A 12,751-nucleotide genomic window follows, 5' to 3' on the forward strand; every position below is an offset into this window, starting at 1 on the left:
TTACCGAGCCATCGACCGGGCTGGTGTTGGTGAAGTACTGGCCGCTGAGCGGGGCGACGAACTCACCGCCGATGTAGTTGCCATAGCGCGGCTTGAGGGTAACGAGGGAGCCTGGGGTACCCGGTTTGGCGTAAATCATGAGGTAACTCTCCGTAACGACGGTTGTTGTTTTTGTGTATGAGTCCGGCTAATCGAGTAGCACTCATGCTTATCTTGAGGTTTTTTCATGTTGCAAACTTGACGCCACGGGTGCTTGGCTGTCGCCTGCAGTCAAGTCCTTCGCCAAGATCACTGCTTGCTCCCGGCGCCTGAGCAAACGCCCATTACGCAGCTCAAGCATGCACAGATGCTGTTTCGCTTGAGCATTAGCCCGTTGCGCGCAACACCCTGGCGCGTTGCTGTTTCCTTCTGACCCATTACTGGGCATATCAGGCTTCGTCAGTGCACGGCATCAGGTTCTGCATGGAAGGCGCGTGGCGCGCCGGAGATTTTGGTACAGAGCCTGGATTTGCTAAGGCAGAAGGGCTGGCTGGAGGCTGCTCGGTGTGTTTCTTGCTTGTTTTCTCGCACGTTAGCGGAGAGCGTGTGATGAGTTTCTATAGTGCCCAGCCGGCAGGTCTATCGCCCATGTCAGGTGTCCAGAGCAATACAGGGGTGCTGGCAGCCGCTGCCAGCGGTCTGTGCGACTTCATCGGCAAGCATGGTGGCGACGCCGATCGTATTCTGGGTGTTTCCGGTATCGATCCGGAAGTTCTGGCGCATCCCACCCTGAGCTTGGCGCTGCCCAACTACTGTCGGGTGCTGGAGGAGGCGGCGCGGCAATCCGGCTGTGATAATTTCGGACTTTATTACGGCCAGCAGTTCAAGCCACAAGCTCTTGGGCTGCTGGGTTATATAGGGCTGTGCTCCTCAACCCTGGAGCAGGCTCTGATCAACTTTGCCCGTGCCTTCCCCTTGCATCAACGCAACAGCCTCATTCGTCTGGTCGACGAGGGCGAGTGCTACCGTTTCGATTACCAGGTGCGGCACGGCGCGATTCTCTGTCGCCGGCAGGATGCTGAACTGACCATGGGAATGGTCTACAACCTGGTGCGCCATGTGCTGGGCAGCCAGTGGGCTCCGCGTGCCGTGCATTTTGAGCATCCGCGTCCGGAACAGTGGCAGGATCACAGCAAGTTGTTCGGGGCTCCTGCGTATTTCGAGCAGCCTTTCAACTCTCTGGTGATTCCCAAGCGGGATCTGAACCGTGCCATGCCCGAGCATGATCCGGTGCTGCTGGTGGTGATGCAGGATTCACTGCGTCAGCTCAGTAGCCTCGGAGGGCTGAGCGAGCAGGATATCGTCAGTGAAACCCGTGCACAGATCCGCCAGCAACTGCACAGCGGTGAGCCGGTGCTGGAACTGGTGGCCGAGCAGATGGGCATGACCAGTTGGTCCCTGCAGCGACGTCTGCGCGAGCAGGGTTTGAGCTTCTCGCAGGTAGTGGACAGACTGCGCTGCGAGCTGGCCACTTATTACCTGAGTCAGCAACAATTGCCGATCAGTGCGTTGGCGCCACTGCTTGGCTACTCCGAAAGCAGCGCATTTTCCCGGGCGTTTCGCCGCTGGTTCGGGGTCAGCCCACGGCAGTGGCGGCGCGAAAGCGAGAGCGCCGACTAGGCTCTGCAGGAAAAATGCCGGCGTTCGACGACTTTTCGAAGCGAACCTAAGGGATCAGTAGGCGGCACGAATCGCCCGCAGATCGTAGCCGTGGATTATCTGACCGCGCATGTCGATCAACGGAACTCCGCCGTTTCCGCCGATCGCTTCGTACTGGGCACGACCGGCGCTGTCTTTCTCGATGTCCACCTCGCGATAGACGATACCGTCCTCGGCGAACAGTGCCCGGGTCTTGGCGCAGTAGCCACACCAGGAGGAGGCATAGAGCACGATCTCGTCGTTCTGACGGGGGCGGCGGACTCAGCCAGCGCTCGACCCGATCCCAGTTCTGGTACGCGCCAGAACGGTGAGCAGAAGCAGGATTCGCTTGGTCATCGTTCACATCCTTGTGTCGTACCGCGAGCCGTGGAGGGGATCAGCTCTGGCGGCGTTTGAGCTGATCCTTGAGCTGGGTCGGCAACTGACGAATGATCAGCATGTCACGGCTTTCGTCGTACTCAACCTTCGAGCCCAGCAGATGTGCCTCAAAGCTGATGGACAGCCCTTCGGCACGGCCGGTAAAGCGCTGGAACTGGCTCAGGGTGCGTTTGTCTGCCGGAAATTCCGGCGCCATGCCGTAGTCCTTGTTGCGGATGTGTTCAAAGAAGGCTCGTGGGCGTTCTTCGTCAATTAGCCCGGATAGCTCTTCAAGCGTGATCGGCTCGCCCAGCTTGGCCTGACTGGTCGCGTAGCCCACCAGTGTCTTGGTCTTCTCGCGGGCCTGCTCTTCGGGCAGATCCTCGCTTTCCACATAGTCACTGAAGGCCTTGAGCAGGGTGCGGGTTTCGCCGGGGCCATCGACTCCTTCCTGGCAGCCGATAAAGTCGCGGAAGTAGTCCGACACCTTCTTGCCGTTTTTACCCTTGATAAAGGAAATGTACTGTTTGGACTGCCTGTTGTTCTGCCATTCGCTGATATTGATGCGCGCAGCCAGGTGCAACTGGCTCAGATCCAGATGCTTGGCCGGCGCTACATCCAGCGCATCGGTCACTGTCACACCTTCGCTGTGGTGCAGCAGGGCGATGGCCAGGTAGTCGGTCATGCCCTGCTGGTAATGGGCCAGCAATACGTGGCCACCCGTGGACAGGTTGGATTCTTCCATCAGCTTTTGCAGGTGCTCGACGGCCTGGCGGCTGAAACTGGTGAAATCCTGTTCGCCGTCGAGATAAGTCTTCAGCCAGCCGCTGAAGGGATAGGCACCTGACTCCTCGTGGAACAGCCCCCAGGCCTTGCCCTGCTTGGCGTTATAGCTCTCGTTGAGATCGGCCAGCAGGTTCTCCATGGCCTGCGAAGGCGCCAGTTCGCTGTCGCGGGCATGCAGCACGGCGGGACTGCCGTCTGGCTTTTTGTCGATCAGATGGACGATGCAGTGGCGGATCGGCATGGCGGGCTCGCTAGCAAATGAAACCAGCACACAGTTTACCTGAAGCCGGGCGCTGCATTCGTGTGCAACTGCGGGTGAAAGGCTGGAGGTTGCCCTTCACCCGGTACGGCGCTTACGCCTGTTGGCCGCGCTGTTGCAGTGCCCGCAGTCGTTCGATCACATAGCGCAGGTGCATGTGCAGCTCGTACAACTCGTGGGTGTAGGACAGTGGCACTTCGACTGTGGCCAGTTCATCCTCCAGCTGTTCCAGACGCTGGATCTCGCTGTCCAGCTCTGTGGGCAGGGAGCCGGCGTGGAGCTTGCGATCGACTTCGCGCAGGTACTTGTACCAGCGGTAGATGCGTGCGCGGATTCGCCACTGGTAGATCGGGCCGACAGCCTTGAACAGAGGGATCAGCACCACGATCAGCGGGATCAGCAGGATGATGTAGCGGTCAGCCAGCGAGGCAATGCGAAACGGTAGGTAACGTTGCAGGATCGGCAGTCCCTTGCTGTAGTAGTGATCGGCATCCGGATGCAGTTCGAAGGTGGGCGGCTCGGCACGGGGGTAGCTGCCTGCCGGGTCGAGCAGCGAGCCATTCTTCAACACCTCACGGCTGGCGGCGAGAAACAGTGGTACCAGACCGGGGTTGAAGGCGTCGTTAACCACCAGGGTAGCTACCGGGGAGAGGGTGATGATGTCTCGATCAGGGACGTTGCTGGCCAGATCCAGCAGGCCTTCTTCTACCGTCACGCGGTTGAGGAAGGGCAGGCGAGCTTCATAAGCTGCCGCCCGGCGAAAGTGCGCCAGGGTGATTTGTGGATGGCTGGCCAGTTGTTGCACCTGGCTGTTTTCAGCCGGGCCGACAAAGAAGGCCGCATCCAGTTCTCCGGCCATCAGGGCGCGGGCTGCCTTGCCGCCACCGATACTCTGCCAGTTTTCCGGATAATGCTCGGGCAGGATGGCGTTGACGGCGAGCACGGCATCGCTGGCTGTGCGCGTACCGCTGCCGTCACCGCCTAGGCCCAGGCGCAGCGGCAGCAGATCGCTGAGGCGGTCGATCGTTACATCACGGCGATGGAACAGCCACAATGGCTCCTGATAGATGGCCCCGAGGCTTTCCAGACGCTGCCTGTCCTGCTCCGGCAGCTGTTCTTCCAGGCCGCTTTGCACCAGGGCAATTTCAACTTCCGGGCGCTCGGCCAGCAGGCGCTCAAGGTTGTCGCGTGAGCCGGAAGTGGGCACCAGATGCAGCTCGAAGCCTTCCTTGGCCAGTTCTTCTTTCAGGCGCTCGGCAAACTCCTGATAGGCCCCTCCCTGGCTACCTGTGGCCATGCTCGCGCTCATCGGCGGCGGCGGCGCGACGAACTGGAACAGGGCCCAGATCAGCCCGGCCACCACCGGGACTATCCAGAGGTTGGCCATGATCATGATTTTCAGGTCGTGGAGTACGCGGCGCATGGGCATTCCTTGTCAGGGTGTGCCCCAAGGATAGCCAAGTGCTAAGCCTCAACAAACATCTCTGAGCACGCAATAAATGTTCTGTAATGTCACAAATATGTCAAAATGAAGTTACTTTGATACTACTTGGAAATGTGATGCGGTATTTCAGGGAGTTCAGTGGACGTTATCCATATCGGGTTCGTTTTTCCGATCTAACCATGCATTTGGCCGAAGGGATTTCGACTGATCTACTCGGGCAGGTGCATCAACTGATATGGACTCGCGAGCATGTTCACCGCAAGAGCCGACTTTCCGGTGTTTTAGGGAGAGACGACCAGCGAGTGTTCGTTAAGACATCCAAGCTGGGTAGCCTGCTTCCCGTATACGGGTGACCCTTGGGCTGCCCCGGCGTCAGGGGATCTTCGATTGGGGGCTGGCGGAAGTCATCAATTCCATCGAGGCCTATCGGCGTGGGGTGCCTACGGCGCCGCTCAAGGGCTTTGGCTGTCGTCGCAGAGGCCGTGGCTTGGTCAGTGAGGTGTTCATCGTCAGTCAGTGGCTGGAAGGCCATGTGGACGGAGTGGAGTGGTTGCGTCAGCCCGGGGTTGATGTCGAGGAGTTTGTGCTAGGAGCGTTCGACCTTATTCGGGTGATGCATGAGAAAGAGGTTCATCATCTGGATCTGTGGGCGGCGAACATCATGGTGGATCCGCATGGTGGCACCTACAGGGCGATAGACCTGGAGAACTGCTATCTCGGCAAGACGGACTTCCTGGCCGAGACATTGGGCTTTCAGTTTGGCTTCCTCTATTTTCGCGGACTGCATTCACTGCTGGACGAGGCGCATTATGACGCGCTGGTGGAACAGGCCCTGAGTGCTTATGCAGACATCGACCGAAAGCGCTTTCAGGTGGTCTACCAGCCTTGCAAGCACCGACATGTCGGACGCAAGGAACGCGGTTGTATTCCTCAGTACGGCATACTGCCTAGCGATTGATTCCGGCTTGCCGGGTGGCCGAGCGAGCGTGGTGCAGCATGTCGAGGAGCGCCAGAGCGACCAGCAGACCGAGGCTGTAGAGAGCATCGCTGCCCAGTGTCAGCAGTACTGCCGCGCACAGGAATGTGGCAATGCCCGCCAGCAGGCGTCCGAGGCCGCGCAGCAATACCCAGCCCGCTGCCATGCTGAACAGGTAGATGAGGATGAAGTTGCCGTTGGCGTAGCGGATCAGATCATCTACTGACAGCTCCAGAAGCAGGCTCAGTGTGGTGAAGAGTGCACAGCTGGCCACTACCAGCAGCAGGGCCCGGCCCGGAACCCCGTGCCGGTTGCGTACTGCCAGCGGGGCCGGCAGCCGCCCTTCATCGGCCAGGCTCCAGATCAGCCGGGCAAAACCCTGGATGTAGACGTTCATCGAGGCAAAGCAGGCCAGATAGCCGATCAGCGCCGCCAGAACCCGCGCCTTCTGGCCGAGCAAATGCTCGAACAGCAGGGGCAGGGCGGTGGTGTCGCGCTGCGCATCGCCATAGGTGGCGAAGCTCAAAATCGCCACCGAGCAGGCCCAGTACACCAGACCGGCCAGCAATACGCCGAGCAGCAGGGCCAGCGGGAAGTCGCGCTCGGGACGCCTGAACTCTTCGCCCAGATGGGTGAAGGCTTCAATGCCGACGAAGCACCAGAACATCACAGCAAGTGCCGTTGGCAACAGATGCCATTGGCCGTCCAGGCTCGGTAGCAGCGACTGATTCGGCTGCGGCAGGTCGCCCAGCCACCAGATCATTCCGACACTGGCGACGATGGCCACGGCGATCAAACCCTGGATCAGCCCCGAGGCGCGCGGTGGACGCTGGCCAAGCAGGAGGATGGCTGCCAGAGTCAGCAACTGGATTGCCAGCAGGCCGGCCGTGTCCAGATCCAGCAGTGCCAGCCAGAAACCACTGGCGATGTGCAGGGCCGCAGGCAGTCCCACAGGCAAAACGGCGAGAAACAGCAGCGCACTGATACGTTCCAGACGCAGGCCAAAGGCCTGACCGATCAGGTGCGGTGCGCCGCCGGCATGGGGAAAGCGCTTGCCCAGTTGAGCGAAGGTAAAGGCTACCGGCAGTACCAGCGCGATCAGGATCAGCCAGGCCCACAGGGAGGCATCGCCTGCCACTGTGGCAGCCAGCGCCGGCACCACAAAGATGCCGGTGCCAAGCAGCGAAGTGCTGAGCAGGGCGACACCCTGCAGCAGGCCAAGTTCTTTGTTCAATCGACTCATAAGGTATGCTCAGCGGGTTGCCGGTAGGCCATGATAAGAGGGCCGCCGTGAGCAAGCTGTCGGCGTTCGCCGGCACAATAACGGTTGTTGCCGGCAAACTGTCGAACCCGCCGGCAGGCTTTCACCAACCCGCTTTTCGAGATGCCCAGTGGATAAGTTCGATCATCAGATCCTCGCCCTGCTGCGTGCCGACGCACGCACGCCCGTCAGTCAGATTGCCCGCGCGGTCAACCTGTCCCGCTCGGCGGTCAGTGAGCGCATTCGCCAACTGGAGGAAAGCGGCATCATCCGCGGCTATCACGCCGAAGTGTGCTTGCCGGGTTCCGGCGAAGTGAAGGCCTTCTTCGAGCTGTTCTACCAGGGACGCCGTTGCGAGGACTATGTCGAGCGCATGCGCGCCATCCCCGAGGTACGTCGCTGCAGCGGCATCAGTGGTGAGACCGACATGCTGGTCTACATCGAAGCCGCAAGCATGGCGCGGCTCAGTGAAGTACGAGCGCAGATCGAAACCTTCCCGCATATGCAGCGGGTCAAGACCCACATGGTCGTACAGGACTGGTCGCTATGAGCCTGCGTCTCCTGCATACATCCGACTGGCACTTGGGGCAGCACTTCATGGGCAAGACCCGCCAGGCCGAGCACCAAGCCTTCTGCGCCTGGTTGCTGGAACAGGTAAGGCAGCATGCGGTGGACGTGCTACTGATTGCCGGTGACCTGTTCGATACAGGCTCACCGCCCAGCTATGCGCGCGAGCAGTACTACCGGCTGGTGGTGCAGTTGCATGAGGCCGGTTGCAGCCTGGTGGTGCTGGGCGGCAACCACGACTCGCCGGCCATGCTTGGCGAAAGCCGCAGCCTGCTGGCGCAACTCGGTGCCCAGGTAGTACCGGGCGTCGCAAGGGAGCCGGACGACCAGGTACTGCTGCTCAACAACCGCGATGGCCAACCAGGTGCAGTGCTCTGTGCCGTGCCCTTTATCCGCCCGCGTGATGTCCTGACCAGTCAGGCCGGACAAAGTGCGCAGGACAAGCAGCAAAACCTGCAGCAGGCCATTGCCGGACATTACCGCGCGTTGTACGAGCGTGCTCTGGTCTACCGTACAGAACTGGGCCTGGAGCTGCCCATCATCGCCAGCGGACACCTGACCACTGTTGGCGCCAGTGCCAGCGAATCGGTACGGGAAATCTATGTCGGCAGCCTTGAAGCCTTCCCCACCAATGCCTTCCCCCCTGCTGACTACATCGCTCTCGGCCATATCCACCGTCCGCAGAAAGTGGCCGGGTTCGAGCACATCCGCTACAGCGGCTCGCCCATTGCCCTGTCTTTCGACGAGGCGCGTCAGCAGAAAGAAGTACTCCTGCTGCAGTTCGAGGCGGCCGCGCTACACACGGTTACCTCGCTGCCTGTGCCGGTATTCCAGCCATTGGCCAGCCTGCGCGGCTCGCTCAAGGAGCTGGCTGCGGGCATTGCCAAACTGGCCGCACAAGGCACGCCAGAACGGCCCGTATGGCTGGAGCTGCAGGTCAACAGCGACGACTACCTGAGCGACTTGCAGGGACGCATCAACGCCCTGTGCGAGGGTTTGCCGGTAGAAGTACTGCGCATTCGCCGCGAGCGTGGCAGCAACGTTGCCAGCCTGACCGGCGAAGCCCGCGAGACTCTGGACGAGCTCGGTGTCGAAGACGTATTCAACCGGAGACTGCAGCAGGAAGCACTGGATGAAGAGGACATCCGGCGCTTGCAGCAGCTCTACCGGCAGGTGCTGGAGGAGCTGCCCGAGGGCCGCTGATCGGGCACCCTGATCAATGCGTAACAAATCGCTCAGGCGTCTGGTGCGCTCACCCCAGTGGACTGATCACCCCGGCAAACCCCTGGCCCAGCACGTGGGTATATATCTGCGTTGTGCGTATATCTGCGTGCCCTAGCAGCGTCTGCACTGTGCGAATGTCGCTCCCCCGACGCAGTAGCTCGGTGGCGAAACTGTGGCGAAAGGTATGGCAACTTGCTGGCTTGTGCAGATTGGATTGCCGGACGGCATGTCTGACAGCTTTCTGAATGGCACTGACATGAAGGTGATGACGAACGATCTGCCCGTCCTCATCCGTGCAAAGCCCGGTCGACGGGAACAACCATTGCCACTCGAATGAACATCCGGCCTTGGGGTATTTGCGACGTAACGCAAATGGCAGGCTGACGGGAGCGTGATAAAAGCTGTCCCGCTGCTTCCAGGCGCGAAACATACGCTCTCTGCGCTCCAGCAGCGGTGTGATCAAGGGCGCCGGCAGGAGTGTTGTTCGGTCCTTGGCGCCTTTGCCGTCGTGAATGGTGATGACCTGTTTATCGAAATCCATATCCTTGATACGCAAACGTGCAGCTTCCACCACTCGCAAGCCGGCGCCGTACATTAGCGAAGCCAGTAGTTGATGCGGTTGCCCAAGCCTGGCAATGAGTGCTGTGGCTTCCTCATGCGTAAGGACGCAGGGAATACGCGCCGAGCGTTTTGCGCGCACCACCTCACCCACTTGCCCGAGCGGTTGTTGCAAGACCTTGGCGTAAAGGAAAACCAGTGCATTGAGTGCCAGATTCTGAGTAGCGGCAGCCACCTGGCGCTCAACTGCCAGCCAGGTGAGAAAAGCGTTGACCTCGATAGCGCCAAGCTCCATTGGATGACGCAGTTGATGGAGGCGGATGAAATAGCGAATCCAGTACCAGTAGGATTTTTCTGTGCGGATACTGTAGTGATGCAACCGCATCACCGCCCTGAACTGCTCTTGCAGGCGAGGTTTGCTGGAGGTTTCCATGGCCGACTCCCTGGCTGTGTTTTTGTACAGTAGTAATGGTAGAGCAAAAAGAGGAAGTCAAGCGAATACGTCCAGACACCAGGAGCTGGCTGGTAATTTCATGATTTGAAAAGAGTTTTTCTAGAGCTGCGATGACGATGATGCGGAGTTAGATGGAAGGCTCTACTATCGGATTAGTACCGCCTTCCATCTAATCACTGTTAGCCATACGGAAACTCAGTGTGAAATGAAAAGAAATAATCAATCCACCTGCTTCGTTGTAAGTCTGCTATTTCTTAGCGTGGCAATGGTTTTTTGGTCTGACCTGTATCTTTTTGCTAAAACAGTTCGACTACCAGAATGGGCGGAGTCATTGCCAAGTCCCATAAATGCACCTAAATATATTGCATTCTTATGCCTGATTCCTGCGGTATTATTCGCAAATACATTCACTAATGCATTTGCGCAAATATCAAAGATAATTCTTATAGCCTCTATATTTCCGGTACTAATTTACATCTTCAAAACAAATAGTCAGGGTATTGAGCTAATCTACAACGTGATATTCCAATACCTTTGGGTTATTGGCTGGAATTGTTTATTACCAGCACTTGTTCTGCTTGGGGTGCACACAATATGGCAGTTTTTAGCTATCAGGCTAACCCATCATTCAAGCGGGACGCCTAACGGCGCCCCTTAATTCAAACGTTATACGCCATAAGGAAATCTATGCGTACACTCAACATTTCTTTAATTTCCGCCACTGGTGCATTTGCACTTTTACTTACGTCTATTGCCTATCCAACGTTGGGGGAGCGGCCACTTTCACACTGGGCCTTAAATGTTGGAGCATTTTCTAGCGCCGCACTTATATCTTTAGTTTACATTTTCACGTCGCTCATCCCGCCGCTAGATCATAAAAAATCACACTCAGTAGTTCTCACAACTTATTTCATTTGTTTAGTAATTGCGACTTTCACTGGCGCATTTTGGGGCGTTGTCGGCCATGTTATGGAAACAGAAAAAGTAGATTTTGAAACTGCGCTCTGGCATGCAGAAATTATGATTTACAGTGGCTACATACTGACGACAGCAATTTTAAGCAGTACCTTGCTATATCTAATTAAGCAACGCAGGAACTCAGTACAAGCAGCTGTAAACGTATAACAATAGGTTCAAATCGTTCGCTGCGCTCACTGGGACGGGCTAAAGCCCGCCCCTTAACCAAACGTTATGTGAAAAGCAGTTCACCCTAGAAAACGATCAAGGATCAAGCGGAATGAAGTCAAGACTTAAACTAAAAGATGGCGAAGAGTTGAAACGTATTAGCTCCCGCACCAAGGGCTTTATGGAGGAAACCGATATAATTGAATACCATATTGTGAATAGCGCCGGTGAGGTCGTCGGAACCGTCACGCATACAGACCATACAGCCGTTCGTGGTTTCAAAAGGACTCAGACCGTTGAACAAAAAGACTTGGCTGGTAACACAATTGTTTCAGATTCATGGTAGCGAAGCGGTAACACATAACAAATCGCTCAAGTAAGTTCCGGGCCTGTTGGCCCTCCACCGGACGCGGCTAAAGCCGCGCCGCTTAGCTCAGGCGTTAGCGCTTCGCAAAGGAGAGGTGATGAGTCTAGAAGACAAGTTGACCGGTTGGACCGGTCCTTCGAGTGACACAGAGCAGGAAAAACAAGATCGGACAGAGCGAATGATTCGCGATGCTATTAGCTCACACATTCCTTTTAACAATTGCTCTCTAAAGATTTATGCGAAAGGTTCTTATGCAAACAACACCAATGTGCGCGCAGACAGCGACGTGGATATTGCAGTCGAGTGCACGGACGTCCTTTACTGGGAGGAGGAAGAGTCTGGGATTTACACCCCAGGAACACCATATGAAGGCATATGGACTCCTGCAAAACTTAGATCAGAACTCGTCGCTGCTTTGAAAGCAAAATTCCCAAATCAAGTCGACACCACAGGATCTACAGCCATTCAAGTAAACTCTAGCTCTTCACGCGTTGACGCTGATGTCGTTCCGTGTTTTAGCTACGAGTACCATACGAAATATGAAACGAGACAAGGAACAAAGATATTCAAGACTGACGGTGGCAGTATCGTCAACTACCCTGCTCAGCAATTGGAGAACGGAATAGCTAAAAATAAGCGAACGGGCTACGCATTTAAAAAGGGGGTGCGTTTGTTAAAGCGCGTTGAGAACGCGATGGCTGAAGATGGAGTATTTAGGGAGTTGCCATCCTATTTTATGGAATGCCTAGCGTACAATTGTCCAGATTCAGTCTTTAGTCATTCAACCTGGACGGATTGTCTTCGCGGAATGCTTTTTCATATTTGGGATCAACTTCAAGGTGACGAACCGTCTTCTGGTCGGTGGGTTGAAGTAAATGGTTGTTATTACTTATTCCATCCAGGACAAAAATGGTCCCGTATGGACGGGCGCGAGTTTGCCAAAGCGGCTTGGAATTACTTTGGATTCAAATAATGCGCAATGTAACACTAAAAAGTTCGCTGTATTTGCTGGTGGGAATCTCGGCAGTCGCTTGGTTTTCGCTCGCCTACTTTGGCGGGCTCGATCTGTCAAAGCTAAAAGACTTTTTTGGGCTTGTTCCAAAAGTGGTGAGCATTGATCTTTTAGTCATCGCTGTCTTCGTTAAATGGGGCTGGAAACTAAAAATATTCAGAGGGTGGCTTGTTCCATTTCCAAATTTGAACGGAAGTTGGGTGGGATTTATCTATTCAGATTGGAAAAATCCAGCGACGGGCGAAAAGCCACCTCCAATACCAGTTATGCTGACCGTGAACCAGTCCTTCTTCCACATTAGTTGCATGATGCGTACAAGTGAAATGGAAAGTTCTTCGTATTCTGAGGGCTTTCTTATAGATCCCGATCGGCAGATAAAAAACGTAGCATATTCCTATACTAGTAAGCCTAGATTGAGTTTGAGCGAAAGAAGTATCCCCCATGATGGAACAGCAGTGTTTCAGATCATTGAGAAGCCAAAACAAAAATTGGTGGGTCGGTATTGGACAGAAAGATTAACAAAAGGGGAGATGGTGCTTGAGTATCACTCAAAAGACCTGTTAGAGGAACTTCCAGAAGATTTGGGCGAGCACCCCGTAACAGAGAATGAAAATAGGCGCTAACAAGGCGCTGCACTGGACGGCAATTCCGCTACGCTCCATT

At 56.2% G+C, this 12,751-nt stretch carries 14 protein-coding genes; 8 read left to right on the top strand and 6 right to left on the bottom strand.

Annotated elements, in window-relative coordinates; translation table 11 throughout:
• Positions 1–139: hypothetical protein (locus NCCP436_RS17585; RefSeq protein ID WP_259651436.1), on the bottom strand; the 139-nt coding region annotated here is incomplete at its 3' end.
• Between the two features lie 449 nt (positions 140–588).
• On the opposite strand from NCCP436_RS17585, the gene NCCP436_RS02030 reads away from it, so the two are divergent.
• Positions 589–1,659 carry an AraC family transcriptional regulator gene (locus NCCP436_RS02030; protein ID WP_220802135.1) on the top strand — a complete coding sequence of 357 codons (1,071 nt, stop codon included), beginning with the start codon at positions 589–591 and terminating at the stop codon, positions 1,657–1,659.
• A gap of 54 nt (positions 1,660–1,713) precedes the next feature.
• Here the strand turns inward: NCCP436_RS02030 and NCCP436_RS02035 are convergent, their stop codons facing one another.
• The 3 genes from NCCP436_RS02035 to NCCP436_RS02045 form a co-directional block, all read right to left on the bottom strand.
• Positions 1,714–1,929, bottom strand: a complete 216-nt coding sequence (locus NCCP436_RS02035) for a glutaredoxin family protein (protein ID WP_259651428.1) — start codon at positions 1,927–1,929, stop codon at positions 1,714–1,716.
• Positions 1,930–2,074: 145 nt separating this feature from the next.
• Complete coding sequence (gene yejK / locus NCCP436_RS02040) at positions 2,075–3,082, bottom strand: nucleoid-associated protein YejK (RefSeq protein WP_220802136.1); 1,008 nt, start codon at positions 3,080–3,082, stop codon at positions 2,075–2,077.
• A gap of 112 nt (positions 3,083–3,194) precedes the next feature.
• On the bottom strand, positions 3,195–4,523 hold the full coding sequence (locus NCCP436_RS02045) for a TAXI family TRAP transporter solute-binding subunit (protein ID WP_220802137.1): 1,329 nt from the start codon (positions 4,521–4,523) through the stop codon (positions 3,195–3,197).
• Positions 4,524–4,893: 370 nt separating this feature from the next.
• Between NCCP436_RS02045 and NCCP436_RS02050 the strand changes: the two genes are divergently transcribed.
• Complete coding sequence (locus NCCP436_RS02050) at positions 4,894–5,502, top strand: lipopolysaccharide kinase InaA family protein (protein ID WP_220802138.1); 609 nt, start codon at positions 4,894–4,896, stop codon at positions 5,500–5,502.
• Here the strand turns inward: NCCP436_RS02050 and yjeH are convergent.
• Positions 5,492–6,763, bottom strand: coding sequence for an L-methionine/branched-chain amino acid transporter (gene yjeH, locus NCCP436_RS02055; RefSeq protein ID WP_220802139.1), 1,272 nt, complete (start codon positions 6,761–6,763; stop codon positions 5,492–5,494). The genes NCCP436_RS02050 and yjeH overlap by 11 nt on opposite strands.
• A 148-nt stretch (positions 6,764–6,911) precedes the next feature.
• On the opposite strand from yjeH, the gene NCCP436_RS02060 reads away from it, so the two are divergent.
• Both NCCP436_RS02060 and sbcD read left to right on the top strand, forming a co-directional pair.
• A complete protein-coding gene (locus NCCP436_RS02060; protein WP_220802140.1) occupies positions 6,912–7,331 on the top strand; it encodes an Lrp/AsnC family transcriptional regulator in 420 nt (139 codons plus the stop codon).
• A complete protein-coding gene (gene sbcD, locus NCCP436_RS02065; protein WP_220802141.1) occupies positions 7,328–8,551 on the top strand; it encodes an exonuclease subunit SbcD in 1,224 nt (407 codons plus the stop codon). Before NCCP436_RS02060 ends, sbcD begins: the two co-directional genes overlap by 4 nt.
• Positions 8,552–8,600: 49 nt before the next feature.
• On the opposite strand, the gene NCCP436_RS02070 is transcribed toward sbcD, so the two are convergent.
• On the bottom strand, positions 8,601–9,563 hold the full coding sequence (locus NCCP436_RS02070; RefSeq protein WP_220802142.1) for an integron integrase: 963 nt from the start codon (positions 9,561–9,563) through the stop codon (positions 8,601–8,603).
• 708 nt (positions 9,564–10,271) lie between these two features.
• On the opposite strand from NCCP436_RS02070, the gene NCCP436_RS02075 reads away from it, so the two are divergent.
• The 4 genes from NCCP436_RS02075 to NCCP436_RS02090 all read left to right on the top strand — a co-directional run bounded on the left by NCCP436_RS02075 (position 10,272) and on the right by NCCP436_RS02090 (position 12,711).
• Positions 10,272–10,709: a hypothetical protein gene (locus NCCP436_RS02075; protein WP_220802143.1), complete on the top strand. Its 438-nt coding sequence runs from the start codon at positions 10,272–10,274 to the stop codon at positions 10,707–10,709.
• Between the two features lie 112 nt (positions 10,710–10,821).
• The gene (locus tag NCCP436_RS02080) at positions 10,822–11,055 is read left to right on the top strand and encodes a hypothetical protein (protein ID WP_220802144.1); all 234 of its coding nucleotides are present in this window, start codon (positions 10,822–10,824) and stop codon (positions 11,053–11,055) included.
• Between the two features lie 118 nt (positions 11,056–11,173).
• Positions 11,174–12,049, top strand: coding sequence for a nucleotidyltransferase (locus NCCP436_RS02085; protein ID WP_220802145.1), 876 nt, complete (start codon positions 11,174–11,176; stop codon positions 12,047–12,049).
• Complete coding sequence (locus tag NCCP436_RS02090) at positions 12,049–12,711, top strand: hypothetical protein (RefSeq protein ID WP_220802146.1); 663 nt, start codon at positions 12,049–12,051, stop codon at positions 12,709–12,711. The genes NCCP436_RS02085 and NCCP436_RS02090 overlap by 1 nt, the downstream gene beginning before the upstream one ends.
• Positions 12,712–12,751: the final 40 nt, after the last annotated feature.

The organism is Pseudomonas sp. NCCP-436 (assembly GCF_019656335.1).
Taxonomy (GTDB): domain Bacteria; phylum Pseudomonadota; class Gammaproteobacteria; order Pseudomonadales; family Pseudomonadaceae; genus Aquipseudomonas.